The sequence below is a fragment of the Loktanella sp. R86503 genome (assembly GCF_042466455.1).
GTDB lineage: Bacteria > Pseudomonadota > Alphaproteobacteria > Rhodobacterales > Rhodobacteraceae > Loktanella.
This window is the reverse complement of sequence record NZ_JAXHCI010000002.1, coordinates 2,314,179-2,340,372: the sequence shown is the minus strand read 5'-3', so window position 1 is coordinate 2,340,372 and position 26,194 is coordinate 2,314,179. Positions and strand designations below refer to the sequence as shown.

Sequence of the window (26,194 nt, the reverse complement as noted above, 5' to 3'; positions counted from 1 at the left end):
GGAATAATCAAGATGAAGCGACCCTACGTTAACAGCGCCCTTGCGGCCTACGTCACCAAACGCACGTTGCAGCTGCGGCCGAAGTCTCAGATCGACATCGCGGGCGAAGCGGGTTTCGTAAACGCCAACGTGTTGTCGATGATCAAAAGCGGCGCGACGAAGCTTCCACTCGACCGCGTTCTCGGGCTGGCGAACGCGCTAGAATGTGACCCGCGTCATCTCTTTCTCCTCGCAATGGGGCAGGCGGGGTATGAAACGGAGTCGGCGGCTATAGCGCAGATCTTCGGAACGATCGTCACCACGAACGAGACCATCTGGCTTAAAGAACTGCGTGATGCGTCCGGCGGAGCAGACCCCGCGCTGACGACACGCAGCCGTTCGGCGCTCCGTGGAATTTTTTCAAAATGATCGGTCGTAAAGGACATTGCTTTACCCTGTCTGACCGCGGCCCATTGAGCGAAGAGGAATGGCGCTGGATTGAGGTGCTGCGTGCCGCCAGCGGAGGCTCCCTACCAATCTTAACTCTCAAGACCACGCAAGGCCTGCAGCGTTTGCTTCGCGACACTGATGCCGCCTTATGAAGCTGTTGCCTACGTTCTATAAGTTTCGCGACCACCCTCCAAGTCAAATACGCGGAAAGGAATGGGGCGGGTAACACATCGAAGTCCTAGAAGATGCACCTATGCTGATGGGGATGCTTTAGGGTGCCGAGCAAGCGGGGACACTTAATTCTGCCCGTCTAAGCTAGATCGTGGAGAAGACGCGATCGAACACGAGCCATAGAGGAGAACAGCCCAGATATGACCGAGTGTGAGCTGCAATGTGGGTTTTTCTCACGCCGACCTTTGCCAAACATTACTGCACCATTTCCAGCATAAACGGAAATCAAGCCAGTCGCTTGCTGCCCACTACTGCCATTCGCCGCTCGTTCAAGGTGCGGGGGGGGGGGGGGGCATCCCAGTTCATCTCGGGATCGAACCAGATCGTCAGTGATCCGCGTCGCTTCAGCGCCGCATTGTAATCAGCCCAGTTCGTAGTTTTGTAGATCGGAGGTGTCGGTTTTCTCATGCGACCCAGCTAATACACCGGATTTACGATATGAATCCCTCTACAGATTTGTGCAGCAAAGCCCTATCCTTGCCTAGAATGGCGATCCAATTGATATGTCGAATCTCCACTCCGATACAACAGGACGTTTTGGTGCCGGAGCACCACTAGTCAGCGCCTATATTTGTTGATTAGTCATCTTCGGATGCCGGAGAAATTGGTTTGTAAGTCCGGCGCGGAATCCTCGCCCATCAGCGTTTCCCGAGACACCTTAGCTCTAGTTTGGGAAGGGGGGGCTCTTATCGAGTTGTGAATGGATTTTAGATACTGACTTCACAAAGCAGGTAAAAATGTCATGTCGATGACTTGACGGTCATCGACGGATCATTCAGACAACTTCATGAAAAATAGTTAAAATTAAAGAGGATTAGGGTTTCGAAGTAAGGTTGTTTGTGGTTTTCTGTGGGTGGTGGCTTTACCCATTTTGATAAGGTTTAACAATTCCTGTTTTTCCGGGTTCGCCTAACTGGAACCATAGTCAGTTCAGAGTCGAAATCTACGAAATCTCCGAAATTAACAAAATTGCAGATACAGTGGTTTGGTTGTCCGCCGCTACTGCGCGTAGTGAAGTGATAAATTATGCGAACGAACCGCCTACCGCCAAAAATCGATGAACCGGGCCTCCTTGTTGGCTACTCATTGGAAAATGAGCATGCGAAGGTCCCGTTTGGATTTAGCTTTGGGAATAAGGATTTTACTCCCCAAACCGGATATTTTGACCCCTATCTATTTCATGGTGAAGGTCACCTTATCACCATCGCACCTACGGGAGCGGGTAAAGGGGTTGCAAGCGTTATCCCAGCCGCACTTAGGCATCAGGGTGACCTAGTCGTCGTCGATCCAAAGGGAGAGAATTTTGCGGTTACTTCCGGCCGGCGCATCGCACTTGGGCAAGATATCTGCCTGATTGATCCATTTAATGTGACCAATTCGAATACCGTTGATGGCGTCGAAGCAGGGGGAATAAATGTATTCGATCTCCTCCCCTATCTTGCCGATGGTAAGTCGACTGCAGCGCAAGCGCTGGCCGGAATGCTTTTACAGACATCTAAAGGCAAAAATGCCGATCCGTTTTGGGATATGTCGGCGGCTAGCATTCTTGCCGGCCTCATCGACTTTTTTGCGAATGATTCTGACGGAGGCTCAGTCGAGGATCTTTTAAGTGATCTATTTCGATTTCCTAGCGAACGCAATAGGATAACCCCCCAGAAAACTCCTTTAGAGATAAAACTGAAAGAGGACTCTAAGCTTAATAGCATTTTAGAGCGATTTTCAATCTACCCTTGGCAAGTTGAAGAAGCCTACCGCGAACATCGGGACTTACAAAGAGGCAAAAGAACGACTTCTCGTATTTTGACAATTGAACAGCAAAGGCTGATGTCTGATAACGAAATGGATTCGCTTTTTCCCTTCTCCGACAAGGAAGTAGAAATCGCTAATCGTGATTTTAGCACTGCTATTCGGTCTTTCAGTGGTGCGGAACCAGATGATCGAACACTTAAATTATTACTTGAAGCGGCAGAATCGTCTTTTGTGGCAATTGATGACCAAACCGCTGTCCAAGCGAGGATAAGACGCTTTCTATCAGCCGGCGAAACCTATGATATCTCCTATCCAGTGGCGATATTGCGCATGATGAGTTCGCGCCGAGACTTGCCAATGCGAGTCTCGGCGATGATCGCTAGCACGCCGGACAAAACTTGGGGGAGCATGATAACAGTCCTTCACAATGGGCTAAGCTATCTGAACTCCGCTGGCATTCGCCGATCGATCTCTCAATCCAGTCTTAACTTAAAAAAATTCAGGGACGGGGAGGGAACATCAATCTACTTGGTGTTCCCCCCACACCGCTTGGTGACCCATTCTCAATTGCTATCAACACTTTTTAAAGGCCTGATCAATATTTTGGTCACCAGAAAAACACGGCCGGCGAAGTCGACGCTGTTTTTAATGGATGAAGTTGCTCAACTTGGTCATGTTGATGAATTTGTAGCGGCGAAAACGCTACTCCGAGGTTACGGGGTGCAGGTGTGGTCATTTTGGCAGGACTTATCCCAACTTCAAGCCGCTTATCCTGACGTATGGCCGACGATTATCAATAACTGTAAGGTGTTTCAGGCATTTGGCTGTGCGACGCCGATGATGGCAAAGGCCATGGAGGATATCTTCATGGTTCCGGCCTCAACTGTGCTTGATCTGGAGAAAGACGAAATGCTACTTTCCGTCTACGGGGACGAGCCGGTAATTGCTCGAAAACCGGTTTATTACTCAGACCCAGCATTCGCCGGACTTTTTTCTAAGAATCCACTGATTGGGACGAGTCAATTATTATCAAGTGAAAATATAACTGATATCAAAATTCACCAAAATCATGCAAAGCCCCTCCGTAAGTTTAAATTAGAAGTGCGTCGTCGAAAGAATATGAGTGAATAGCCTGCAACGGTGCCGACGACGGGCCTAACCCTATATGTAGCGGCGTTCGGCTAAAGCAAAACTGACTAGGATTTAGCGCCTTTTGACAGATGTGGACTAACAAAGGCTGAGAACACTTCGATAATATTGCTTAATGCGAAAGTGAGGGCAAGTTGTAACTTATTGCATCGGGCATTATAGCTAAATTTGATTTAACCTAGACCTGCAAAGGATCCCCCTCGGTGATACTAGACATACTCGATTACTTTTCAGAACCTAACCCCACTGACAATTATGGCGTGATTGCGACCTCTGCCTGGATGCATCTGCAGAGTGCGCGCGGAGCGTTGCAGGGCGGGAGCGCCATAAGGGAATCGTTTCGAAAAAATATCGACTATCATGGGGAAAACGGAAATAATGAATTTCATACTTACATAGCTCGAGACTTCTGCTTTCAAAATTACACTGAAATTGCAGAGGAGTTGACGAGTGCAATTGCGAAAGATCGTCCTCGTGCAGTTCAGAAAGCATTCGGGGATGCAATCTTGGAGATAATGAGAAATTCCGTTGAACACTCTGGCGTCAAGGTCGGCCAGGTTAGTTGCGTTAGAACTTCGTTCACTGCAACTGTTTTGATTATAGATCACGGCGTTGGTTTCGCCCAGTCATTTCAATCAGCGTTGAAGGAGCTAGACAAGGGAGAATTCCCTGAGAGCACGTGGGATGACATTGCCATTAAATGGGCGACGCTCAATGAATCCACAACAAATTCTTTGTCACTTTCGGAAAATGCGGGCATCGGCCTGCCGAGGTTTATAAATGCGTCTGAACACACAGCAATTGTTTCAGGACTTGGTCGATTTACTTTCTCACAGGTGAAACCGAACGTGCCAAATTACGCCAATGCTATCCACAAACCTAAACCGAGCCTAGGCGTATCGCATTGCGGCGTTGCGATTGAGGCATTTTTCAACCTACGGAGCGTCGACTCAAGAATTGAAGCATACCGACCTAACCAGAGTGAAAAATCAGACACCAAAGAAAAATATGGCGACGCTGCTACAAAAAATATTTACGGGAGAGACTTGTGATGGGTGGAACGATTTGGGGAATAATTTTTCGCGCTACTAGCAGAATTTTGGTTTCTCCTTTTGATCGTTGGGTGCTATCTGCGTTGTATCCGCTCACATATGGTGCCATAACTCTGGATCGTAATTTCAAAAGAGGCGATGAAGATTGCTTTGCTGGAAAGCTTGTTATCTACAATGCTAGACTTGGAGTCAAAAATAGTCTTGGGCTCGCTACGCGGGACCACCAGTTCAATAAAGATATATCAGACTTGCTGGGAACTCAGAAATCTGCGGCATTTGTCGTGGTAATTGAAAGCGATTTAGTTGATGGCGATGAAATACAACCGCCGGTGCGATTTCGCCGAAATTTCTGCTACCTCAACCAGTTGCCCAAGCCAGAACTATCTTTACTAATACTCATAACAATTATTCTTGGTATATCAGGCTATACCATTAGTAACTGGTCAAATACAGATCCAACAAAATGGATTTTCGGTGCAATCACGGCACTATTTGGAAGCCTACTAGTTAAGGAGTTTGAAGACTCTGCTTTAAGTGCGCTAAGAGCGCAGCGGGAGATTTTAGAAATGCAATCTCTTAATCAAATGATTAATCAGTTCCGTCTTTCAAGGCAGATGAAAAACGAGCTAAAAATGTCAGAAACAGAGTATGATTTCAATGTGGAGGAAATTAAGAGGCAATTGCGTAGCATCATTTCAAGTAGCGCATCTGTCGAAAATTCAGAAGTAGCCCAAAATTTTATGAGCCATTTAGCGGAAAATATATAAATAACGATTAGCTTAAAGGTCGAATTGATCCACTCTTCTAATAGGCGCTGCCCCCTCTGGCTTACAATAGAATCATGAAAAATTGCTGAAATTAATGAGAGCTGGTGACTCACTGCATTTTGGAACAACTAAAATTCAACTCATCGCCAAGGGGGCTAGGCTCAGCAAAATATGCAAGTCTACAGCCCGGTGTTTATGGCAGTCATACTGCGCTTCTCGGCAATTGGATCCAGACCGCAAAGCGGTGGTAAAGCTGTCCGGGCCAATCTTTTGTGGTCCCAAGCCCCGATCGTATCGAGATCGCGGACTGCTCCTGCCATAATTGTCGTGTCAGTCGGCAGGAACAGAGCTACGGCATCGTAAATACCTTGCTACGCTGGATTGATCTCGCCACAAAGTCGGCTGCCGATAGACGGCCACGAATGTGATCCGCCATAGCCTCTTTCATTTTCGGAAGTATCTCATCGAGCAGGCCGCTGAATTAGCCCACGCGCCGGAATGTTGTTCTGTTTGTGTGGTGATTGCGCACTTCGCTCGTCAACAAAGGTTCGAGATTTTCGGTCCCCATGCAGTCACCTTCCGCTTCAATTTCCCAAAGAATCTGGGCAGTCGGGCCAGGTTATTCGCGGCCATCGTCAGAATGAAGCGGGATTGCACCCGTTCGACGCTCCGATAGACGGTTTGCGCCATGCCGCCGACTGTTTTAGCCCAGCCGAAGGCTTCCTCGATCCGCTTTTGGTGCTTGATCGACAAGGCGGAACCCTGATGTCGGGTCGTGCGCCCGCCAATCGCTAAGTATCGTGATTTTCTACGCGACATGGGGTGTAACGCAGGCCTCCCTGAGGTCGGAGACGAACTCGACAGCGTTGACGCGCTGCAGATTCTGCAGGAACTGACAACATAGCAAAAGATCTGCGGAATGAGCCAGAGGATGGCCTAACCGCTGCAGAGCGCGCATTTTACGACGCGTTAGCGCACAACAGCAGTGCGGTCGATATCATGAGCAAAGCTAGCCTGAGGATCATTGCAACCGAGCTTGTTCAAACGGTTCGCAGTAATTCCGGCACGGACTGGTGGCGCCGAGAGAATGTTCGGGCAAAGATGCGGGTCGCCGTAAAGAAAATACTTCTACATCACGGCTACCCGCCTGACTTGGCCAAGGACGCCATCAAGACTGTTCTACGTCAGGCAGAGGCACTCGCGGCGGAGCTTAGCTAAGCTTTGTTTCATCGCTGGTGGTCAAAGGGGACAGAGAACGTCTGGCGCTGCGCGTGCCCAAGTCATATTCAGGCATCGCTGCAATCACTTTGTATTTGGCTTTGATGGTTACGTCCCCATATGAGTCACCTGCAGTCCGCCCGGCATGTCCGCAGATTGCATCCACGATACGTCCCAACTGCCCCTCCTCTAAAGCAACTGTCTTGAACCGATGACGCCACCCATGGTTGGGTGCCACATCAGCGGGCACAAGTTTGGCATTCTTTAGCCATTCGGCAATGCGGTTCCCAACCGTCTGGGCTCGCTTCAATTGGTCACCACGACCGATCGCTGAATAGAAAAGTGGACCATCTGGGCACGCAGCAACGAATGCAACGAAGCCAGCTGCAATAAGGGCAGGGTGGATTGGAACATCACGATAGTCATTTGTCTTGACGGAGCCGGCGTCTGGCGTGATGCGCATGTAATGGATACCGCCTTCGTGCCGGACATCTTCCTTTCGAAGCTGTGTAAGCTCTGCCACACGAGCGCCGCTGTAAGCCATGAGAAATGGCACCCATCTCTTAGCAGCCGATGTCTGTTGCAGTTCGCGCGAGGGACCGCCATTGTAAGGTGCTGGCACGTAGCCAGCGGCGAGATGTAGAATCGCCGTCGCCTCCGATAGAGTGAATCCCTTTTCGCGTGCACGAGACTGCTTGGCTAAGTCTTGCCTGACATCTTTGGCAGGATTTTGGGGCAGGCGGTCTTCGCGCACGGCCCACTCGAACACTGTCTTTAGCGCGGTGAGGTGGACCTTACTAATGGTGCTTGGGGCGAGTTTCGAGCTCAGATCATCCCGCCATGCAATCACATTCTGCTTGGTCACTTTTATTGCGTTATCATGCTTCAGGTGCAAAACGAAGCTTTTAAAGGCAGGTAGCCAACGGTTGCCGATCTCCTTGCCGCCGCCGAGCTTTTGCCGCGAACGAACGTAATCTTCGAATAAGCCCATAAGCGAGACGGGAGCGTCTTCGGGCGCAGCGGCTGGCTGGTCTTTGAGCAAGGGTGCCTTCGGTGTGCCGGTGAAGTCCCCCTCATCGCGTTCAAACTCACGCTCAAGCGCTTCTAGGCCAGCCTGGCAAAGCGCCCGCGCGAGTGAGCGCCATTCTTGAGTGCCCCGCGTCGCTGTCGTGTTTCCCTTCCGGCGAAAATGGTCGATCTCTGAACCCACTAATCGGTCGAGCACGTCGTCCGTCGCCTGACCAGCAAGACCGCGCTTGAGGTCGGCCACGAATCCATCGTCGATACCAACTAGCCCGTAGCCTCGCGTCGTATTGCGGGCCTCATCGTCCAGCGCCAATCTTAAGTCATAGAACTGACGGGCGATCTGCGCGTCTGTCAGCGGGTAGCTTCCAGGAACGACAGGCTTACCTGATGCTAGTGCGAGTTGGCGTTCGGCTGCCCCGATTTTCTCCAGCACAGCAGCCAGCGCAGCAGGATGCTTCCGGAGCGCAACGCTACGGTCGCCGCCCAGTGCTACACGGATTTCAGTCTTGCCGTCGAGGAAGGGCCGAAGAGTTATGGGGATTACGTATCGTGTGAAATATCGCCCGTCGCGATTCATAAAGTGTAAATTTTTACCCGCCATCACGCACCATTTTGTAACGCTCTTTGTAACATCAAAACGACCGAAGCGCTTTGGATACAAGGGTATTCTTTGTTATCAAGGGGTTCAGATGGTGCTGTGAGAGAGGATTGAACTCTCGACCTCACCCTTACCAAGGGTGTGCTCTGCCACTGAGCTACCACAGCATCCGTGAGCGGGGAATTAGCGGACGTTTGCGCGGGGTGCAAGCCCTGTCTGGACCAAAAAATGCACAGCGGGTAGAAGAATTTTATGACAGACAAAATCACACCCGATACCGCCGCCGCCCGGACCAAGCCAGCAAGCAAGGGAATAACCCGTGAGGACAGGCTGAAGGCTGCGCTGAAGGCGAACATGGCAAAGCGCAAGGCGCAGGCTAAGGCACGTAGCGCTGATACCACCGACTAAGCCAAGCGCGGCTGGACCTTGCAGGCGGGTCGCTGTAACACGGCACCCAACGCCGACAGCAGGAAGGTCAGGTCCATGGATTCAATCGTCGTCAAGGGTGGACGCCCGCTTGAAGGTCAGATCTCTATCGCGGGGGCCAAGAACGCCGCGCTGGCGCTGATGCCCGCGACTTTGCTGTCAGAAGAGCCGTTGACGCTGACCAATGCGCCGCGCCTGTCGGACATCAAGACGATGACCGCCTTGCTGCAGTCCTTAGGTGTCGAAGTGACATCCATGCAGAACGGCAAGGTGCAGGTGCTGTCGAGCCACGCCATGACATCCACCACCGCCGATTATGAAATCGTACGCAAAATGCGGGCGTCCAACCTCGTGCTGGGCCCGCTGCTGGCGCGGCATCATCAGGCGATTGTGTCGCTGCCGGGCGGCTGCGCCATTGGTGCGCGGCCTATGGATATCCACGTCACAGCGCTGGAAGCGATGGGTGCGCAGATTGAACTGCGCGACGGCTATCTGCACGCCAAGGCCCCCGGCGGGCTCAAGGGCGCGCGGGTGCCGCTGCGCTTTGCCTCTGTCGGCGCGACTGAAAATATTCTGATGGCCGCGACCCTGGCTAAGGGGACGACCATTCTTGAAAACGCCGCGCGCGAGCCGGAAATCGTCGATCTGGCCCGCTGCCTGCGCAGCATGGGCGCGCAGATCGAAGGCGAGGGCACCTCTACCATTACAATCCAGGGTGTGGACCGTCTGGGCGCTGCGACGCATCCTGTTGTCACCGACCGGATCGAGCTGGGCACCTATATGCTGGCCCCGGTGTTTTGCGGCGGTGAAGTCGAATGCCTTGGCGGGCGGATGGATCTGGTGGAATCCTTTGCCGAACGGCTGGATGCGGCAGGTGTTGATGTGACCGAGACGCCGAACGGTCTGAAGGTAAAGCGCCGCGGCGACCGGCCGCGTGCGGTTGACGTCGTGACTGAACCGTTCCCCGGCTTTCCGACGGATTTGCAGGCGCAGATGATGGCCATGCTGTGCTTGGCCGAAGGCACATCGGTGCTGGAAGAAAAGATTTTCGAGAATCGCTTCATGCATGCGCCCGAACTGGTGCGTATGGGCGCGAATATCGAAGTTCACGGCGGCCACGCCACCGTGCACGGCGTTGAAAAGCTGAAAGGTGCCCCTGTCATGGCGACCGATCTGCGGGCCAGCGTGTCGCTGATTCTGGCCGGTCTGGCCGCCGAGGGTGAGACGATTGTGAACCGTGTCTATCACCTTGATCGCGGTTATGAGCATGTCGAGGACAAGCTGGGCGGCGTTGGGGCGCAGATCGAGCGGGTCACTGGCGTATGAACGAAGATGCACGCTTTGAAGACGGGGTCGACAAACCCCTTGCCCTGATGGCGCGGGATGCCGAGGATTTGCAGGTCATTTCTGCCCTGGCGCAGGACGCGGTGTTTCCCGCATCCGAAATGCGCTGGACGCCGACTGACCGCCGCTTTGCGATCCTGCTGAACCGGTTTCGCTGGGAAGATGCGGCCAAGGCCCATGGCCGCCGCGATTTCGAGCGTGTGCAAAGCGTTCTGCTGATCGAAGACGTCATGGGGGTGCGGTCGCAGGGTGTGCCCAAGGGCGACGCGGATACGATCCTGTCGCTGCTGGCGCTGGAGTTTCGCCCCGGCGTCGACGGCACCGGAGAGGTCGTGATGACCCTCGCCGGCGACGGGGTGATTTCCTGCGCAGTCGAAGCGCTGGAAATCGTGCTGCGCGACGTGACGCGGCCGTATATCGCGCCATCGCGCAAGGTCCCGCGACATCCGGACTGATTGCCTGATTGCAATCATGATTTATATGCCTCCGGCGGGAGTTTATCTGGCCAGATGAAGGCCCACCCCACCAAGGATGCCGAGATATGCCACAGTTTCTGGATGCGCAAAGCGCAGATTTCGAAGCGCAATTTCAAGCGCTGCTGAGTGCAAAACGCGAGGATAGCCCCGATGTCGATGACGCGGTCGCTGCGATCATTGCCGATGTGCGGGAGCGGGGCGATCAGGCGCTGATCGATCTGACCGCGAAGTTCGACCGCCTGACGCTAACAGCGGACAAGCTGCGGATTTCGACGGCAGAGGTGGACGCCGCCTGCGCCGAGGTCAGCACGGAGGATCGGGCGGCGCTGGAGCTCGCGGCGGAGCGTATTCGTGCCTATCATGCGCGGCAGATGCCGGACGATCAGACCTGGATTGATGATGCCGGTGCACGCCTTGGTTGGCGCTGGACGCCCGTGTCTGCAGCGGGACTTTATGTGCCGGGCGGGCTGGCAAGCTATCCATCGTCGGTGCTGATGAACGCGATTCCGGCAAAGGTGGCGGGCGTGGGGCGGCTGGCGATGGTTGTGCCCACACCGGACGGTGTGCTGAACCCGTTGGTATTACTGGCGGCGCGGGTTGCGGGTGTGGACGAGATTTACCGCATAGGCGGCGCGCAGGCGATTGCGGCGCTCGCTTATGGAACGGACACCATCGCGCCGGTAGACAAAATTACCGGACCGGGAAACGCCTTTGTTGCAGCGGCAAAGCGGCGGGTGTTTGGCAAGGTTGGGATCGACATGATTGCGGGGCCGTCGGAAATTCTTGTCATTGCGGATGCGGACAATGATCCTGATTGGATCGCGCTGGATTTGCTGAGCCAGGCCGAGCATGACGAAAGCGCCCAGTCGATCCTGATCACCACGGATGCCGGCTTTGGTCAGGCGGTCGCGGCGGCTGTGGACAAGCGTTTGGAAACGCTGGAACGGCGCGCCATCGCCAAAGCAAGCTGGCGCGATTTCGGGGCGGTCATCACTGTGCCCGATCTGGCGACCGCTGTTGCGCTGTCCGACCGAATTGCGCCAGAGCATCTGGAGCTTTGTGTTGCCGACGCCGAGGCGCTGAGCATGCAAATCACCCATGCGGGGGCCATTTTCATTGGAAGCTGGACGCCAGAGGCAATCGGTGACTACATTGGCGGACCAAATCACGTGCTGCCGACCGCACGGTCGGCGCGTTTTTCAAGCGGGTTGTCGGTCATGGATTTCGTTAAACGCACGACACTGGCCCGCATGACGCCTGATGCTTTGGCTGCAATCGGACCTGCGGCGGCGCGTCTGGCACAGTCTGAAAGCCTGCAAGCGCATGGGTTGTCCGTCCAAGCCCGTCTTGATCGGTTGAACAGATCATGAGCCGCATCGTCGATATTGCGCTGGATGACAGCGGTTTGCCGCCGCCGAGTGCGGAGATCGAGCAAGAGCGCCGGGTCGCGATCTTTGACCTGTTGGAAGACAATACCTTTGCCTTGCCCGCCCGGGATGGGCGCGACGTGCCGCCCGGCCCCTACAGGCTGGAGCTGTCGATTCGCGAGCGGCGGCTTGTGTTTGACATTACCGACGCTGAGTTGGGCGAGGCGGGGGCGTTTCATTTATCGCTTGGCCCGTTCCGTCAGGTTGTGAAAGACTATTTCCAGATCTGCGAAAGCTATTTCGATGCTGTGAAAACCATGCCGCCCAGCCAGATCGAAACCATCGATATGGCACGTCGGGGTATTCATAACGAAGGTGCGCGGGTGTTGCAGGAACGGCTGGACGGCAAGGCCGAGGTTGATATTGATACAGCGCGCCGCTTGTTTACCCTGATCTGTGTGCTGCATTTTGGCGGATGACCGCGGACATATCGCGACGGATTTGCCGCAGTCCGTCCTGTTTTGCTGCGACCATAATGCCGTCCGTTCGCCCATGGCAGAAGGGATCATGAAAAAGCTGTATGGCACACGGTCCTACATTCAATCCGTCGGCGTGAATAACGATATGGAAATCGACGGGTTTGCCGTCGCAGTCTGCGCTGAAATCGGCGTCGCACTGGAACGGCACCGGTCTCGTAGCTTTGACGAAATGGAACAATGGGGTGATGATCTGTCGTCATTCGATCTGGTTCTAGCATTGTCGCCCGCCAGTCAGCGCCGCGCGCTGGATTTGACGCAGTTCTATCATTTGGACGTGGAATATTGGCCCATTCTGGACCCCACCGGCATGGTCGACCAGCGGGACGCGCGCCTTGCGCTGTATCGCCAGACCCGCGATCAGATCATCGCCCGGCTGACCGACCGCTTTGGCCCGCCACCTGCGGACTAACGCGCTGATATGATTTCATATCTTGGTCTGTGGCTTGCTGCCTTTACAGCGGCAACGCTGCTTCCTGCGCAGTCCGAGGCGGTTTTAACCGCCTTGCTGATATCGGGGAAACATTCTGCCGCCGTGCTGATCGCTGTCGCAACCTTTGGCAATGTGCTGGGATCGCTGGTAAACTGGTGGCTGGGGCGATCCGTGTTGCGCTGGCAAAGCGCGCGCTGGTTTCCTGTAAGTGGTCACCAGCTTGACCGTGCGCAGGGTTGGTATCGCCGCTATGGCCGCTGGACGTTGCTGGGGTCCTGGTTGCCTGTTGTCGGTGATCCCCTGACGTTGGTCGCCGGCGTAATGAAAGAGCCGCTTTTGCCGTTCTTGCTGCTGGTAACATGCGCCAAGGGTTTGCGTTATGTGGTGCTGGCGGGGCTGGTTCTGGCCTGGCTGTAACGGCGGGATTGTCATCCGGGCCAGACGATAACCCGTTTTGCCTTTGGTTTTTTGCAAAGCCTGCGGGATATGAAGGGCAGGGATCGACATTTGCCCTTGAAAATCTTGGGAATGAGGCGCATTTACACGCCGCAGCCGCCTTTGCGCGGCAAGTTTACAGACAGGAGACCACATGGCCAAGGATGAACTTCTCGAATTTCCGGGCGTCGTGAAGGAACTGCTGCCGAATGCGACATTCCGGGTCGAGTTGGAAAACGGCCATGAAATCATCGCACATACGGCTGGCAAGATGCGCAAAAATCGCATCCGTGTCCTCGCGGGCGACAAGGTACAGGTCGAAATGACCCCCTATGATCTGACCAAGGGTCGGATTAACTATCGTTTCAAATAAACAAGGGCGCGGTGTCGCGCCTTTGCGGGCCTGCGGTTTGCTTGCCAGACCGCGACCGACACCCTGCGCATGCACCGGGGTGCTGATATGACTGACAAAATCAAACTGATCCTCGGTTCCGGCTCTCCGCGCCGGTTGGAATTGCTTGCGCAGATCGGCGTTGTGCCTGACGCCGTATCGCCGCCCGATATTAACGAAGATGCGACCAAGGGCGAATTGCCGCGCGATTACGTCAAGCGCATCGCGGCGCAGAAAAGCGCGGCCGTTGCTGCCGCACCTGATGATATCGTTCTGGTTGCCGATACCACAGTCGCGCTGGGCCGTCGCATCATGGGCAAACCGGTGGATGAAGCAGAAGCGCGCGCATTCCTGTCGCTGCTGTCTGGCCGCCGTCACAAGGTGATTACCGCCGTAGTCGTCAAACGCGGCGACAAGACATGGGCGCGCGACGTGCAGACCACTGTCATGATGAAGCGTTTGTCGCAGCCTGAAATAGACAGTTACATCGCCAGTGGTGACTGGCGCGGCAAGGCGGGTGGCTATGCCATCCAAGGACCTGCCGGTGCCTTTGTCCCATGGATCAACGGCAGTTTTACCGGTGTCGTCGGCTTGCCGCTGGCGGAAACCGCAACCCTATTGGCCAGCGCTGGCTATCCCATTTACGGAGTCCCCGCATGAAGGGCCGCACGATTATCCTAGACGATCTGAACGGGATCGAAGCCGCCGCCTTGTTGGTTGATGGCCAGCTGGACGATCTGCTTGTGGATGCCGCCGACGCGCCGCGCCCCGGCGCAATTTATCGCGGCATTTGCGATCGTCCTCTTAAAGGGCAGGGGGGCATGATGCTGCGCCTGCCAGAGGGCGGCACAGCCTTTTTGCGCAGCGCCAAGGGTCTGCGCCCCGGTCAGCCGATGCTGGTGCAGGTCACAGGATACGCCGATGACGGCAAGGCGGTGCCTGTCACCGACCGCGTGCTGTTCAAAAGCCGCTATGCCATCGTAACGCCTGGCAAACCCGGCCTGAACATCAGCCGCCAGATCACCGACGACGAACAGCGCGACGCGTTGCTTGGCGTCGCCAATGCGGCGTTCGAGGCGGACGGAGAGACGGGCCTGATTCTGCGCTCTTCTTGCGCCTATGCGTCAGAAGTTGACATCACCGAAGATATCATCGCGATGCAGGACCTAGCTGCCGCAATCATGGCAGAGGCCGACGGCACCGAGCCAGAGGCCCTGACCGACGGCGACGGCCCGCATACGCTGGCCTGGCGCGAATGGGTCATCCCCGCAGAAGTCGTGACAGAACCAGGCGGTTTTGCGCGCCTTGGTGTACTGGATCAAATTGACGATATCGCGCGGCCCAAAATCACGCTGGCAGAGGGGACGATGTACGTCGAAGCCACCCGTGCGCTGGTGGCTGTCGATGTGAACACGGGCGGCGACACCTCGCCTGCTGCGGCGCTGAAGGTGAATCTTGCCGCCGCCCGCGTGCTGCCCCGTGCGCTGCGTCTGCGTGGCTTTGGCGGGCAGATCGCTGTCGATTTTGCGCCGATGTCCAAGGCGCATCGCAAACAGGTCGAACAATCGCTGCGCGCGGCCTTTCGCGCTGACGCGGTCGAAACGTCCTTGGTGGGCTGGACCACAATGGGTCTGTTCGAATTGCAGCGCAAACGCGAGCGTTTGCCGTGGAAAGGTCTGCCTGCATGAGCTGCCCGATCTGCGAACGTCCCACCGATCCGCAATACCGCCCGTTCTGTTCCAAACGCTGCGCCGATGTCGATCTGGCCAAGTGGCTGACCGGCTCTTACGCCATTCCGGCAGCCCCGGAAGAGCAGGCCGACGACGAAGATTTTCAAGGCCACGAAAAACCTCACTGATTTCGTAAAAAAGGCTCTGGACACGCCCGCGCGCCTGACCTAGAACGCCGCTACCCGATGGCCTTGGCCATCCCGGTGCCCGGGTAGCTCAGGGGTAGAGCAGTGGATTGAAAATCCTCGTGTCGGTGGTTCGAATCCGCCCCTGGGCACCATTTTTGACGCTATATTGCGTTTAATGATTTCCGATATTGATAGCGTTTGTCACCCTGCAGGTGCGCACTGCTAATCCGGTTTGTGCCTGCCTTGGGGTTAATGTTCTAGCGGAATGCTTGGCGCTGAATTCCTGCAACCTTCTGATCGCCGATGACTTTAGTAAAGGCTTTTGCGCTTTACGCGACGGAATGACGTTGGTGCTGCGTATAACCAGCATACGCGTCTGCGTCCCCTGTGCTGAGTTGGAGCCCCTGAATGCGAACATTTGTCCTGACAACATTGATCTGTTGCACTGCGATCCCGGCCTTTGCCCATGAATCCGATGATGCCGTTCTTCACGACATCACGCATCTTTTTGACGCGGCGACAGTTGTTTCAGGGCCAGAGGTGGTCGATTGCACCTTATCAGGCGGCGCCAAGACGACCTGTTTCTCTATTACGGTCAAGCCAGAGCCGCAAAGCTATACGCCTGGCCCCTGGTGCCCGACCTCGATCAACGACAGCGCGGACAAGGGCGGGATTTGGTTGGAAAACGGCCAGGTCAACGATGTGGACGGGGCCTTTGTCGCCAACCTTTCGACCTTTTACGACGACCCTGAATGGCAGTTGTTCGATGAAGCCACTGGCAAGGTGCGTGTGACCGATACACAAGAGGCCTGCGAAGCTGCCGCGCGGCCGGATGTGGACCCTGCATACAACAATTACTGCGTTCAGTGTTTGCCGGAATATCTTCCTGATGATGCGACGGTCACCTATGTTATTCCGCTCGTGCCGCAGGCGGCGACAAGCGATAGCCCGACGCAAATGTCCGGTTCGGGTGTGGCTTATAACGGGGTGCGGCTGGACGGACCTGCACCTGTGCAGGATATTCTGGCAGCCCATACAATTGCACCGTTCGATGATTGCGGCGGCCATGTGAATACCCATGTCGGCTATCACTATCACGCTGTCACGGATTGCCTGAACGATGGCCCATCCGTGGCAAATCATGCCTCGCAAATCGGGATCGCGATGGATGGCTACGCTATTTTCGCCCATGCGCTGGCGGATGGCACGGCGCCCGGCGAACTTGATGCCTGCAACGGTCACGTGGCTGATGGTATGAGCTATCATTATCATGCAGGCGAGGCAGGCGGGAACGCGATCCTGTCCTGCCTGAAGGCGCAGTCGGGCTGTGCTTCAGAGGATCCAGATGCCGTTTGCGATGCCTCTGCGATGGGCCGACCACCGCGTCCGTAAGCACCGGAATGGGGCAGACATGAAAAGGGGCGGCGTGCCGATGGCGCGCCGCCCCTTTTGTTGGTCAGGCGTCCAGTTCAGTCGGACAGCGACCCTTCTTCGTCGCGGCGCGCGTGCATCTGCGCCTTGACCCGGCGACCGACGATCAGCGGGATGACAAAACCGATGATGGCGATGGTCCACAGGCCGATGGCCAGCGGACTGTCGATCAGGGTGAACCAGTTGCCGTTGTCGATGGTGATCGCGCGGCGCAGGTTGTTTTCCATCGCGTTGCCCAGCAGCGTGCCCAGAATGATGGGCACCAGCGGCACATCCAGCTTGCGCAGCACCCAGCCCATCACGCCAAAGCCGACCATGACCAGCAAGTCAAACGAAGAGCCGGAAATGCCGTAAATACCGACAAAGGACACCATCGCGACCACGGGCATCAGGATGCGCGGCGGCACCATCAGCACGCGGGTAAAGATGCCAACCATCGGAATGTTCATCGCCAGCAGCATGAAGTTCGCGATAAACAGCGCGGCGATCAGGCCCCAGACGACGTCGGGGTTCTGGCTGAACAGCAGCGGGCCGGGGGTGATGTTAAGCGACAGCAGCACCGCCAGTAGCACAGCCGTAGTGCCCGACCCGGGCACACCCAGCGCCAGCATCGGCACCAGCGCACCGCCGGCAGCGGCGTTGTTACCGGCCTCTGGCGCGGCGACACCGCGGGGATCGCCTTTGCCAAAGGTTTTGCCTTCGGGGTCGACCAGTTTCTTTTCAAAGGTATAGGCGATGAATGATCCCAGCGATGCGCCGGCACCGGGCAGAACGCCCGCCAGAAAGCCCAGAACGGTCGAACGGATCATCGTCGGGGTGGTTTGCTTGATCATCGCGGCAGGCGGCGTCAGGCGGCCGACCTTGATTTTCTCGGCGCTGCCGGTGGCACCGCCATGGCGGTGTTCCAGAAAGATGAACACTTCTGACAGGGCGAACAGGCCCACGATGGCGACAAGGAAATCAAGCCCGTCGTAAAGGTGGACTTCGCCAAAGGTAAAGCGCGGCACACCGGTTTGCGTGTCCACACCGATCATCGCAAGGCCAAGGCCAAGGGCGGCTGCAAAGGCCGATTTGGCCTGGTTCGTGGACGACACGCCGCCCAGCGTCATGAAGGCCAGCGCGAATAGGGCAAAGTATTCAGCGGGGCCGAACAGCAGTGCAATCTTGACCAGTTGGGGGGCCAAAAAGATTAGGCCCCAGGTGGCAAAGAACGCGCCGACAAAGGACGCCAGACCCGATAGCGACAGCGCCTGACCGGCCATGCCTTTTTGTGCCATGGGATAGCCGTCAAGGCAGGTCATCATCGCAGGCTCGTCGCCTGGAATGTTCAGCAGGATTGACGAAATCCGCCCGCCATACATCGCGCCGTAATAGACGGATGTCAGCAGGATCAAGGATGCCGTCGGCCCAAGGCCAAGGGTAAAGGCCAGCGGGATCAGGATCGCCACGCCGTTCGATGGGCCAAGACCGGGCAGGGCGCCCATGATCGTGCCCAGAAAACAGCCCAGCAAGGCCAGCAGAATGTTCTGCCAGGTCAGCGCGATGGCAAAGCCATCGGCAAGGGAAACAAGGGTGTCCATGGTGATGCGTCCTTAGAAACCAAGTGGGCCGCGTGCGAGCGACAGGCCCAGCACGAGGTGAAAGACGACATAGATGCCGAGCGATGTACCAACGCCGGTTAGCAGCGAACCAACCAGCCCGGAGCCCAGACGCCATGTCAGGTAGGCCGAGGCAAAAAAGGTCGCGATGACAAAACCGACTGCGGGCAGCAATTGTGCGTAAAGCACCATGACAACGGCGGCGGCAAAGATCTCGACTAGGCGGGAAAGGGCTGGCCACTGCGGGGATTCGTCCGGGCGCAGCGCAATGACGGCAGAGCTAAGGCCCAAAACGGCGGCGATGATCAGCGGAAAGGCTTTGGGGCCGACGGCATCAGACAAAAAGCTTTCCTTGATTGTCATTGCAGCCAGCGCAAAGCCAATCGCCAGAAGCAGCCCGACGACGCCAAAAATGCGATCGGTCATGGTGGGATCCTTTGACAGGTATGTGGGGAAGGGGGGGGGAACGGTCGGGGCACCGCAACGCAGTTGCAGCGCCCCTGATGTTCATCGGCGCGGGGCCAGTTACTGGATGATGCCGATTTCTTTGGAAATCGCATTGATCCGCGCGACATCGTCGGCCACGAAGGCTTCGAATTCCGCGCCCTGCAGGTCAAGCGGTGCCAGACCATTGCTGGCCATGACCTCTTTCCACGCGTCAGAGGCGTAAAGGTCGGCGATCTTGGACGACCATGCGTCATAGGCTTCGTCGCTCATGCCGCCGGGTGCGTAGAAGCCGCGCCAGTTGGCACCGATTGCATCGACACCTTGCTCTTTTGCGGTTGGATATTCGGCAAAGTCGCCTTCCAGACGCTCTGGTGCCAGCACGGCCAGCACGCGGATGTCACCGCTGTCGACAAAGCCTTTGGCTTCGGATGCATCACCGGTAAAGGCCTGCACGGAACCAGCCAGCAACTGGGTCACAGCCTCTCCGCCGCCATCAAAGGCGATGTATTTGACCGAACGCACATCGTCGATACCGTAGGCGTCAGCGGCAATCAGCACTTTCAGGTGATCCCAGCCGCCGACAGCAGAGCCGCCCGCCACGGATACCGACGCAGGGTCGGACTTCATCTGCTCCAGCAGCGCGGGGAAGTCGGCGATTTCGGAATCAGCCGCAACGGCGATGACGCCGTAATCAGCGCCGATGGACGCCAGCCAGCGCACCTGATCCATCGTGTTGCCGGGATATGCACCCTGCGCCAGACGAGTGGTCGTCGCAGAGGATGCGGCAACGATCAGATCGTTGCTGTCAGACCGCTTGTTGACGACTTCGGCAAAAGCCACACCGCCGCCGCCGCCGGCCAGGTTCACGACCTGCATAGTCTTTTCGATCAGGCCTTCGTCCTGCATCAGCTTGCCGACCTGGCGGCAGGTAAAGTCCCAGCCGCCGCCGGGGTTGGCGGGAGCGATGCATTCGGGGCTTTCGGGGGTAAAGCCCTGCGCCGATGCGGCCACGGTGGATGCGCCCAGCAGAACTGCGGCGATGGTCAGGCGTGTTGCCTTGATAGTCATGTGAAAATCCCTCCAGATTCGTTTTGCCGGGGCTTATGGCCGCCCGGTAGCCCGCGCCAACGCACCGCAAGAATTGCGGTCTCCTCGCGTTTGGCTGATAAGAGGTTAGGCGCAAAAGCTGTCGCGAACCTGTCACGGGGAACGGCAACACGGCACCGCAGGGGGGACTATGCGCGTTTTGATCGTCGAAGATGCTGCGGATGTCGCTGATGCGATTGCCGCGCGGCTGGGTAAATCCGGCATGGCCTGCGATGTGGCTGGCAGCGTCGCAGACGCCGAGGATTTTCTGCGCGTGCAACGCTATGACGCGATGGTGCTGGATATCAACCTGCCGGATCGTCATGGCACGGACCTGCTCAAAGACCTGCGGGCAAGGGGTGACCGCACACCTGTCCTGATGCTGACGGCGCTGTTTTCAGTCGATGACCGCGTGTCGGCGCTGAACCTTGGGGCGGATGATTATCTGGTGAAACCCTTTGATCAGCGTGAACTTGATGCCCGCCTGCGGGCCCTTATGCGGCGCGATGCAGAGCAGAAAAGCGACGCGCTGACCCTTGGCCCGCTGGCCTTTTCCCCCGCTACCCAAACCGCCACGCTGGACGGGGCCGCAATGGATCTGACCCGGCGTGAAGCGGCCCTACTGGGCTTGCTGCTGCGCTATCAAGGGCAGGCGATCAGTAAACAGCGCCTGTACGAAGGGCTGTTCGCCTTTGACGATGCCGATGTCGGCCTGAACGCGATAGAGCTTTATATCGCGCGCCTGCGTAAGCGGATCGCGGCATCACCGGTCAGGATCGAAACGCAGCGCGGTATCGGTTACAGGATCGGGCTGCATGCCTAGTGGATCGCCGCACCACCGCTGGACACTGGTCAGCCGTGTCATGGTGGGCGTGCTGTCGCTTCTGGCGCTTGGCGGGATCGTGGTTGCGCTGGCGTCCTTTGCCTATGGCCGCAGCGCCGCGCGACAGGCGTTTGACCCGCTGCTGGTGGGCGCGGCGCAGGATATCGCGGAATCAATTTCGATCAGCGATGGCGCACCGGTGATCGATTTGCCGGTGTCGGCGTTCGGCCTGTTGTCGCTCGCCCCCGACGACCGAATATTTTACGCGATCCATGGCCCTGACGGCGCATTGCTGACGGGCTATGACGGTCAGGATCTGCCGGATCAAAGCGGCAATCCCGCGCTGACCCGATATCGCGATGGCCATATGCAAGCGGATCCCGCACGTTTTGTCACCGTTTCGCGCTTGTTTTCCGAACGGGCCTATTCAGGGCGCATATATGTGACCGTCGGTCAGACCATGCAGGCCCGCCGCGCCATGGCGCTGGACCTGACCCGCCGCGCCTTGTTGCTGACGGCGCTGGGGGGCATTGCCTTGATCGTCAGCGCCTTTGTGGTGATCCGGTCCGCCATGCGGCCGCTGGCGGTCCTGACCCGCGATCTGATGCACCGCGACCCTTACGATCTGACACCCATGCGGGCCGGCGGCCCGGCAGAGGTGACGGTTATGGTCGGCGCAATGAACCGGTTTATGGGCCGCCTTGACCGTCAGGTCGGCGCGATGAAAAACCTGATTTCCGACACCGCGCACCAGCTGCGCACCCCCGTCGCGGCCATTCGTGCGCAGGCGGAACTTGCGCTAGAGGACGAAACGCACCGCCCGCAGCGGCTGGAACGGCTGGTGCTGCGGACGCGGTCGCTTGGCACGTTGCTGGATCAGATGCTGTCGCGGGCGCTGGTCATTCACCGCATCGACAATGCGGCACCAACGCCCATTGACCTGCGCGACATTGCCCTGACGGTGCTGGACAGCCGGGATCACGAACTGCTGGCCCCCGGTAAGGATGTGCAGCTGCACATAGGCGAAGATGCCGTGATGGTGCTTGCAGACGAGATTTCGCTGACTGAAGCGGTGCGTAACATGCTGGGCAATGCCCTGCGCCATGGCGCTGCGCCGGTTCTGGTCGGCGTGTCGGTCGAAGGCGATACCGCCGCAATCTGGGTGCAGGATTCAGGGGGCGGTCCGCCGCCCGATGTCCGCGACACGCTTGGTCAGCGTTTCGAACGCAGCGCCGCATCCAAAGGCAACAGCGCCGGGCTGGGCCTGTCCATCGTTGCTGCGGTCGCCCGCGCCTTTAGCGGGCAGATGATCATGGCAAACGTGCCGGGCGGCTTTCGTGTCAGCCTGGCCTTGCCGCAACAGGAAAGTGACACGCCGTGATCCGTCCCATCGCGCTTAGTCTGCTGCTGTCCACCGCTGCTCATGCGCAAGAGGCGGTCAGCACCTACACCGCCCCCGGCGCGGCCGTGACGACACCACTTGTCGTCCGGTCCACCACAGATACCGAAATCCTTGCACCGCTACTGGACGCCTTTGTCACGGCCAATCCGGGCATCACACTGACCTATGAACAATGGGGGTCCAACGCGCTTTATGCCGCCGCGCTGCGCACCTGTGACGGCGGACACGGCGGGCAGCCCGACGCCATCATCTCGTCCGGGGTTCATCAGATCGTCGATTTGGTCAACCGGTCCTGCGCGCGGCCCTATACCTCTGGCCGGACCCTTGCGCTGCCCGAGGCGCGCCGCTGGCGCAACGAAGTCTGGGGCATTACCGCAGAGGCGGCTGTCACGATCTATAACATAGATCTGGTTCCGGAAATCGACGTGCCGCGCACCCGATTTGACCTGCTTGATCTGCTGCGCCGCAAGCCGGACACCTATCGCGGCAAGATCGCCACCTACGATATAGAGGCGTCTGGCCTAGGCTATCTGTTCGCCTTCATGGACAGCCAGCAAGCCACGACCTTTGGCGGTCTGCTCGAAGGTTTTGCTCGCGTCGATGCCGTCGCGACCTGTTGCTCGGCCGAGATTATTTCATCGGTCGAAAGCGGCAGATTTCTGATCGCCTACAACGTGCTGGGGTCCTATCTGGACGCAATGGCAAACGGACGGGTCGGGGTCATGTTTCCGCAGGATTATACCCTTGTTCTGTCTCGCGCCTATATGATTCCCAAATCAGCGCCGCACCCCGAAGGGGCTGCGCTGCTGCTGGATTACATCCTGTCACCGGCAGGGCAGGCGATCTTGCGCCGCAACCGTTTGGTGCAATCGGCCGAGGCGGACCAAACCGTCCTGCAAGACAGCATCCAGCGCACGATCCCCATTGCACCCACACTTTTGGTCGCAATGGACCAGGCACGCCGCCGCATATTTGTCGGCAACTGGCGCGCGATTTTCGGAGAGGCGTATTGATCAGATAAAGTGCCGTCCGCAGGCGGCGTGAATAGACCCATGACCCCAGCGGCGATGTTTCTATCAACATTTTCAGGAAGTTACCGTGGCAGCCCGTAGGGGGGCGAAATAACCCCTACAAAGTCAATGACTTAGATTGTCCAACCACTGCAAAACCGGCCATTGATAACTTTGGCAAATATCGCAGTTTGTCCAACCCAAATCCGCCCCCCAAAACGAGAAACGCCGCGACCTCGGGCAAGGTCACGGCGCTTGGGAATAAAAAAGGTGCGGACCTTCTAGAGCAACATTGCCACAAGCGGCGGTCGCGGGCAACTGGATTGTTCGTCTGGGACCGGTCTAGCAACTCTTTTCAGACCTTCGCAAACATGCGGGGGGCGCTGGCATGAACCTCAATCATATGAACCCCGCGCACCAATCGGTCGCACGTTCGATCTGCTACGCGCTGACGCTGGAAAACCCCGACTCATGGCAGGGCTTGCCTGTCATCCTGCGGGCGCGGCTGGACGAGCGCGAACGCGGGATGCTGGCTTATATGTCGCTGCGGTCGATGGACGCTGACAACGCAGCAACGGTGGCCGGCGCTTTTGTCGGTGGCGCGGGTATGCCCGGCGCACCGCTTTTCAATCACATGGATCAGGCGGCTTTCTGGGCCGACATGGCCGAGCCTGCGGAACTGGACGCCTATGCGCTGGCATCGTTCAACCGCATGGCCCCGGCACGGCAGGCGGCCTTCATTCACTACATACAGCGGAGGGACGCAGCGTGACACACCATAGCTATGATTTTGACAGCATGGGCGCACAGGACGCGGCACATCTATCTGCCTTTCCACGCGCTGAAACACAGATCAAAAAGATACAACTGACTGGCCGCGCTGCTGACCTTGCATTTCAGATGGTGCCGTTGAGCGCGATCAAGCCCGTTCTCGATGCCTGCGAACTAGTGGCAAAATGGCTAGATCGGGGCTCCTTTTCGGTAGTGTATGGCGATTCAAACGTGGGCAAGACGTTCTTTGCGTTGGACCTGTCCATGCACATCGCGGCTGGCCAGAATTGGCATGGCCACAGGGTGCCTGGGAATGAAGAATATGCAGGTCCGGTTGTCTACGTCGCGGGCGAAGGTGGCGGGGGTATCAACAACCGGATCGACGCTATCAGACAGGCCAAGCCGCACCTGATGGAACACACCGAACAAAATGGCGACTTCCTTCTTTTGCCTACCGCGCTGGATCTTTGCGGCGATGGCGATGCAATCGCCCTAAATGCGGCACTTGATAGCTTGCAGACGCCGCCTTCGCTTGTCGTGATCGACACCTTGGCGCGGGCGTTTGGCGGCGGCGATGAAAACACCGCCCGCGATATGGGCGCTTTCGTCCGAAATATCGACTACCTCCGTGCGAACAATGAGTGCCACATCATGGTCATTCACCACTCGGGTAAGGACTCCAGCAAAGGTGCTAGGGGCAGCGGCAGCTTGCGTGCCGCAACCGACACCGAGATTGAACTGACGCGCGATGGCAGCGTGATCTTAGCGGAAACCAAAAAACAAAGGGACAAGGTTGGGGGGGCTGTTTTTGCCTTCACCCTGAAAACCGTTGTCATTGGATTGAATACGCACGGCGAAAATGTCGAGTCCGCTGTGATCGAGCCAACCGAAGCGCCAGCTAAACGCGCACCCCGGCTTAAAGGTCAGGCCTTAATAGCCATGCAGGCCTTTGGAGACGCACTGGCAGATCACGGCGTCAGTAAATCTGGCGAGGCTTTCCCGTCGAACCGACAGTGCGTCTCTTTAGATCACTGGCGGGAATACTGCGACCGTCACAAGCTGACTGATGGGGAGAGCGCTAGTGCGGCGCGTCAGGCCTTTGGTCGGGCGTGGAAGGGGCTTCAAGAGCGTGGCCTAATCCGAGTGCTAGATGACCACGCTTGGCGCTGTGACGAGAGCGATAGCAAGCGTGACAAAGCGTGACAGGGCGTGACGTGTCACGGAATGAGCCGGGACCAATCAGGCGTGACAGACGTGACACACACCTAAAGGGTGTCACGGCTTGTCACGGTGGTCTGACCATTTCCAATCCAATTAAAATACAGAACCAAGGGGCTACCAAATGACCAACATGAACCAATCGCAATTCTGCGACCTGACCATTGAACAGGCAGTCGCGCACATGATGCAGCGCACCGGCGACATGACGTTGGTGGTTGATCGCATGTTCACCTTCGCGGCAGCGCAGGCATGCATGGACATCGGGGCGGATAAGACGGCTTCGATGATGCACTACATGATTGCGCACGTAGAGGCCGGGGCCTTCGACTATCTGGGCAAGCCAGACCCTGACGATCAGCCTTATCAAGAGCCGACAGAGGACGAGATCAGAGCGGGATGCACCAAGGCTATATTAGCCACGATGGAACAGATGCTGACCGATGGTGCCACGATGGCAATGGTGATCGAGAAGCTGTTGACGGCGGCAAGCGTGGCATCGGTGCGCGAAGCAGGATCGTTCAAGGCGGCTACGTTGCTGCGAACATATGCTGACCTGCTGGACGCTGGTGCAATGGCGATGATCGAGCCGACCGACGACAGCACGGCGCACTGATAACACCCGCCTAGGTTTATTAAGCAGGGCCTGTCTATCCGTTCACCCGTTGCCCGGTTCTTTCACACTTTTATGGGCCTGAAACGGGGGGTACGGGTGCGAAGGCGCACACAAGCAACACAAGCGCCCGCAAGTATCTGCAAAATAGCGCAGAAAGCGATGCGGGCGCATCGAGCAGATCACCAGAAAACCCGAATTAGACCGCGACACCAGCACGATATTGGCAGCGGTTCGTTCGCAAATGAACAGTTAGGTTGACAATGAGCAATTCAGATGCAAATATGCAGACGTTACCGGCGATTGCCGG

The 26,194-nt window shown here is 57.1% G+C and carries 27 protein-coding genes, 2 tRNA genes and 2 pseudogenes; 24 read left to right on the top strand and 7 right to left on the bottom strand.

Annotation, left to right across the window (positions count from 1 at the left end; all coding sequences use genetic code 11):
- The first annotated feature begins 12 nt into the window (after positions 1-12).
- Positions 13-408, top strand: coding sequence for an XRE family transcriptional regulator (locus SJY10_RS12465; protein WP_386683043.1), 396 nt, complete (start codon positions 13-15; stop codon positions 406-408).
- A gap of 537 nt (positions 409-945) precedes the next feature.
- Here the strand turns inward: SJY10_RS12465 and SJY10_RS12460 are convergent.
- Positions 946-1,068: pseudogene (locus SJY10_RS12460) on the bottom strand (IS5/IS1182 family transposase); the annotation flags it as partial.
- Positions 1,069-1,686: 618 nt separating this feature from the next.
- Here SJY10_RS12460 and SJY10_RS12455 point away from each other — a divergent pair.
- The 3 genes from SJY10_RS12455 to SJY10_RS12445 all read left to right on the top strand — a co-directional run bounded on the left by SJY10_RS12455 (position 1,687) and on the right by SJY10_RS12445 (position 5,377).
- The gene (locus SJY10_RS12455) at positions 1,687-3,540 is read left to right on the top strand and encodes a type IV secretory system conjugative DNA transfer family protein (protein WP_386683041.1); all 1,854 of its coding nucleotides are present in this window, start codon (positions 1,687-1,689) and stop codon (positions 3,538-3,540) included.
- Between the two features lie 221 nt (positions 3,541-3,761).
- Positions 3,762-4,610: a hypothetical protein gene (locus SJY10_RS12450; protein WP_386683039.1), complete on the top strand. Its 849-nt coding sequence runs from the start codon at positions 3,762-3,764 to the stop codon at positions 4,608-4,610.
- Entirely contained in the window at positions 4,610-5,377 is a 768-nt protein-coding gene (locus SJY10_RS12445; RefSeq protein WP_386683037.1) for a hypothetical protein, read from the top strand. The genes SJY10_RS12450 and SJY10_RS12445 overlap by 1 nt, the downstream gene beginning before the upstream one ends.
- A 537-nt stretch (positions 5,378-5,914) precedes the next feature.
- Here the strand turns inward: SJY10_RS12445 and SJY10_RS12440 are convergent.
- Positions 5,915-6,245 (bottom strand): annotated as a pseudogene (locus tag SJY10_RS12440) (transposase); the annotation flags it as partial.
- Positions 6,246-6,277: 32 nt separating this feature from the next.
- Between SJY10_RS12440 and SJY10_RS12435 the strand changes: the two are divergent.
- A complete protein-coding gene (locus SJY10_RS12435; RefSeq protein WP_386684669.1) occupies positions 6,278-6,595 on the top strand; it encodes a type I restriction enzyme endonuclease domain-containing protein in 318 nt (105 codons plus the stop codon).
- Here SJY10_RS12435 and SJY10_RS12430 read toward each other — a convergent pair.
- Positions 6,588-8,282: a tyrosine-type recombinase/integrase gene (locus tag SJY10_RS12430; RefSeq protein WP_386683035.1), complete on the bottom strand. Its 1,695-nt coding sequence runs from the start codon at positions 8,280-8,282 to the stop codon at positions 6,588-6,590. The genes SJY10_RS12435 and SJY10_RS12430 overlap by 8 nt on opposite strands.
- Before the next feature lie 29 nt (positions 8,283-8,311).
- Positions 8,312-8,386: transfer RNA gene (locus tag SJY10_RS12425), tRNA-Thr, on the bottom strand.
- Positions 8,387-8,471: 85 nt separating this feature from the next.
- On the opposite strand from SJY10_RS12425, the gene SJY10_RS12420 reads away from it, so the two are divergent.
- From SJY10_RS12420 to SJY10_RS12360, 13 genes are all read left to right on the top strand, one after another.
- Positions 8,472-8,627 carry a hypothetical protein gene (locus SJY10_RS12420; protein WP_386683033.1) on the top strand — a complete coding sequence of 52 codons (156 nt, stop codon included), beginning with the start codon at positions 8,472-8,474 and terminating at the stop codon, positions 8,625-8,627.
- 75 nt (positions 8,628-8,702) lie between these two features.
- The gene (gene murA / locus SJY10_RS12415; protein WP_386683031.1) at positions 8,703-9,971 is read left to right on the top strand and encodes a UDP-N-acetylglucosamine 1-carboxyvinyltransferase; all 1,269 of its coding nucleotides are present in this window, start codon (positions 8,703-8,705) and stop codon (positions 9,969-9,971) included.
- Positions 9,968-10,444 (top strand): DUF2948 family protein, encoded by a 477-nt coding sequence (locus SJY10_RS12410; RefSeq protein WP_386683029.1) that lies wholly within the window; start codon positions 9,968-9,970, stop codon positions 10,442-10,444. Before murA ends, SJY10_RS12410 begins: the two co-directional genes overlap by 4 nt.
- An 86-nt stretch (positions 10,445-10,530) precedes the next feature.
- On the top strand, positions 10,531-11,835 hold the full coding sequence (gene hisD / locus SJY10_RS12405; protein ID WP_386683027.1) for a histidinol dehydrogenase: 1,305 nt from the start codon (positions 10,531-10,533) through the stop codon (positions 11,833-11,835).
- Entirely contained in the window at positions 11,832-12,311 is a 480-nt protein-coding gene (locus SJY10_RS12400; RefSeq protein ID WP_386683025.1) for a UPF0262 family protein, read from the top strand. Before hisD ends, SJY10_RS12400 begins: the two co-directional genes overlap by 4 nt.
- A gap of 10 nt (positions 12,312-12,321) precedes the next feature.
- Positions 12,322-12,780, top strand: a complete 459-nt coding sequence (locus tag SJY10_RS12395; RefSeq protein WP_386684666.1) for a low molecular weight phosphatase family protein — start codon at positions 12,322-12,324, stop codon at positions 12,778-12,780.
- Positions 12,781-12,789: 9 nt separating this feature from the next.
- The gene (locus SJY10_RS12390) at positions 12,790-13,218 is read left to right on the top strand and encodes a YqaA family protein (RefSeq protein WP_386683024.1); all 429 of its coding nucleotides are present in this window, start codon (positions 12,790-12,792) and stop codon (positions 13,216-13,218) included.
- 172 nt (positions 13,219-13,390) lie between these two features.
- Positions 13,391-13,609: a translation initiation factor IF-1 gene (gene infA, locus SJY10_RS12385; protein WP_056038395.1), complete on the top strand. Its 219-nt coding sequence runs from the start codon at positions 13,391-13,393 to the stop codon at positions 13,607-13,609.
- An 87-nt stretch (positions 13,610-13,696) separates the two neighbouring features.
- Entirely contained in the window at positions 13,697-14,287 is a 591-nt protein-coding gene (locus tag SJY10_RS12380; RefSeq protein WP_386683021.1) for a Maf family protein, read from the top strand.
- Positions 14,284-15,315 (top strand): ribonuclease E/G, encoded by a 1,032-nt coding sequence (locus SJY10_RS12375; protein WP_386683019.1) that lies wholly within the window; start codon positions 14,284-14,286, stop codon positions 15,313-15,315. The genes SJY10_RS12380 and SJY10_RS12375 overlap by 4 nt, the downstream gene beginning before the upstream one ends.
- A complete protein-coding gene (locus tag SJY10_RS12370) occupies positions 15,312-15,485 on the top strand; it encodes a DNA gyrase inhibitor YacG (protein ID WP_386683017.1) in 174 nt (57 codons plus the stop codon). Before SJY10_RS12375 ends, SJY10_RS12370 begins: the two co-directional genes overlap by 4 nt.
- Before the next feature lie 77 nt (positions 15,486-15,562).
- Positions 15,563-15,637, top strand: a tRNA-Phe gene (locus tag SJY10_RS12365).
- 256 nt (positions 15,638-15,893) lie between these two features.
- Positions 15,894-16,877, top strand: a complete 984-nt coding sequence (locus SJY10_RS12360) for a YHYH protein (protein WP_386683015.1) — start codon at positions 15,894-15,896, stop codon at positions 16,875-16,877.
- Between the two features lie 77 nt (positions 16,878-16,954).
- On the opposite strand, the gene SJY10_RS12355 is transcribed toward SJY10_RS12360, so the two are convergent.
- The 3 genes from SJY10_RS12355 to SJY10_RS12345 form a co-directional block, all read right to left on the bottom strand.
- Positions 16,955-18,496 carry a tripartite tricarboxylate transporter permease gene (locus tag SJY10_RS12355; protein WP_386683013.1) on the bottom strand — a complete coding sequence of 514 codons (1,542 nt, stop codon included), beginning with the start codon at positions 18,494-18,496 and terminating at the stop codon, positions 16,955-16,957.
- 12 nt (positions 18,497-18,508) lie between these two features.
- Positions 18,509-18,940 carry a tripartite tricarboxylate transporter TctB family protein gene (locus SJY10_RS12350; protein ID WP_386683011.1) on the bottom strand — a complete coding sequence of 144 codons (432 nt, stop codon included), beginning with the start codon at positions 18,938-18,940 and terminating at the stop codon, positions 18,509-18,511.
- 99 nt (positions 18,941-19,039) lie between these two features.
- On the bottom strand, positions 19,040-20,029 hold the full coding sequence (locus SJY10_RS12345; RefSeq protein WP_386683010.1) for a Bug family tripartite tricarboxylate transporter substrate binding protein: 990 nt from the start codon (positions 20,027-20,029) through the stop codon (positions 19,040-19,042).
- A 169-nt stretch (positions 20,030-20,198) separates the two neighbouring features.
- On the opposite strand from SJY10_RS12345, the gene SJY10_RS12340 reads away from it, so the two are divergent.
- From SJY10_RS12340 to SJY10_RS12315, 6 genes are all read left to right on the top strand, one after another.
- Positions 20,199-20,870, top strand: coding sequence for a response regulator (locus tag SJY10_RS12340; protein WP_386683008.1), 672 nt, complete (start codon positions 20,199-20,201; stop codon positions 20,868-20,870).
- Entirely contained in the window at positions 20,863-22,251 is a 1,389-nt protein-coding gene (locus tag SJY10_RS12335; protein ID WP_386683006.1) for a sensor histidine kinase, read from the top strand. The genes SJY10_RS12340 and SJY10_RS12335 overlap by 8 nt, the downstream gene beginning before the upstream one ends.
- A complete protein-coding gene (locus SJY10_RS12330) occupies positions 22,248-23,285 on the top strand; it encodes an ABC transporter substrate-binding protein (protein ID WP_386683004.1) in 1,038 nt (345 codons plus the stop codon). The genes SJY10_RS12335 and SJY10_RS12330 overlap by 4 nt, the downstream gene beginning before the upstream one ends.
- A gap of 385 nt (positions 23,286-23,670) precedes the next feature.
- Complete coding sequence (locus tag SJY10_RS12325; protein ID WP_386683002.1) at positions 23,671-24,054, top strand: hypothetical protein; 384 nt, start codon at positions 23,671-23,673, stop codon at positions 24,052-24,054.
- 26 nt (positions 24,055-24,080) lie between these two features.
- On the top strand, positions 24,081-25,256 hold the full coding sequence (locus tag SJY10_RS12320; RefSeq protein ID WP_386683000.1) for a helicase RepA family protein: 1,176 nt from the start codon (positions 24,081-24,083) through the stop codon (positions 25,254-25,256).
- 139 nt (positions 25,257-25,395) lie between these two features.
- Complete coding sequence (locus SJY10_RS12315) at positions 25,396-25,887, top strand: hypothetical protein (protein ID WP_386682998.1); 492 nt, start codon at positions 25,396-25,398, stop codon at positions 25,885-25,887.
- Positions 25,888-26,194 lie beyond the last annotated feature (307 nt).